A 1,086-nucleotide genomic window follows, 5' to 3' on the forward strand; every position below is an offset into this window, starting at 1 on the left:
GAGCATGGCCTGGTAAAGCTCGTCACCCAGCGCCTGTATACGTGTCTGTTCCATTATTCTGCTCCTGAAGCCGCTTGATCGGCCTCGGTCAGAAAGTCGTTCACCAGCCGGGCAAACCGGCTGGCATGTTCAATCTGGGTCCAGTGGCCGCAACGGCCAAACACGTGAAGCTGGGCGCGGTCAATCAGTTCTGCCAGCCTGAGTGATGCCTTCAGGGGAATCACTTCATCTTCGCGGCCATGAAGAATCAGAGTCTCGTGGGGCAACGCACGAATGTCCTTCTCCTCGCTGGCCAGATTGTCGACCCAACGCTGACGCGGTGCCGGGAACATGGCGGCAAAGGATTCCTGGAAACCGGGGCGGATGCTGGCCTGATAGCGCATCTCCGCCAGTTCGTCGGTGAGCAGGCCTTTGTTAAAGGCAAACACATCCATCAGGCGGCGCATATTTTCGAGGGAAGGCTCGTAACCCCAGACTTCATCCAACCCTTCGGTGATGGGAAAACTAACACCTGCCGGACCCATCAGCACCAGACGACGAATCCGCTCCGGGTGCTCAATAGCCAGGGCCAGGGCCAGGCCGCCGCCAAAGGAGTTACCCACCAGATCCACCTGTTGCAGATCCAATGCATCCATAACGCCAATAGCATGAGCCACCCAGCGTTCCCGATTATAGGTGTTGTCTTCAGGGCGCTCGGTGTACCCGAAGCCGAGCATGTCCGGAGCCACCACACGGCGGTGCTTCGCCAGCTCCGGAATCACCAGGCGCCAGTTCGCCCAGGCGGTCACGCCGGGGCCGGAGCCGTGAATCATCATGACCGGAACATCACTGTTGCCATTGGCGGCACCATGGTCATGCACGTTGGTGCGGTAGCCGGCAGCGGTTATCTCACGCCCGATTTCCGGGCTGTTTTCAGGTGCAGTCATAATCGGCTCACAGTTTCACGCAGATGTTTTTCATTTCGGTGTAGAACTCCAGGGAGTGCACACCGCCCTCACGGCCAATACCGGACTGCTTGCTGCCACCGAAGGGTGTGCGCAAATCTCGCAGGAACCAGCTGTTGACCCAGATAATGCCTGCCTCAAC

General features: G+C 58.7%; 2 protein-coding genes. Both read right to left on the reverse strand.

Going from position 1 to position 1,086, the window contains the following annotated elements:
- Window positions 1-53: 53 nt before the first annotated feature.
- Window positions 54-926, reverse strand: coding sequence for an alpha/beta fold hydrolase (locus tag ACTRWH_RS20405; RefSeq protein WP_007152420.1), 873 nt, complete (start codon window positions 924-926; stop codon window positions 54-56).
- A gap of 7 nt (window positions 927-933) precedes the next feature.
- Window positions 934-1,086: aldehyde dehydrogenase family protein (locus ACTRWH_RS20410; protein ID WP_462826791.1), on the reverse strand; the 153-nt coding region annotated here is incomplete at its 5' end.

The organism is Marinobacter sp. G5_S1_61_S3, from assembly GCF_054968585.1.

Bases quoted from the DNA above. Each gene is read 5' to 3' on its own strand.
- ACTRWH_RS20405 (WP_007152420.1), bottom strand. From the start codon at position 926: ATGACTGCACCTGAAAACAGCCCGGAAATCGGGCGTGAGATAACCGCT.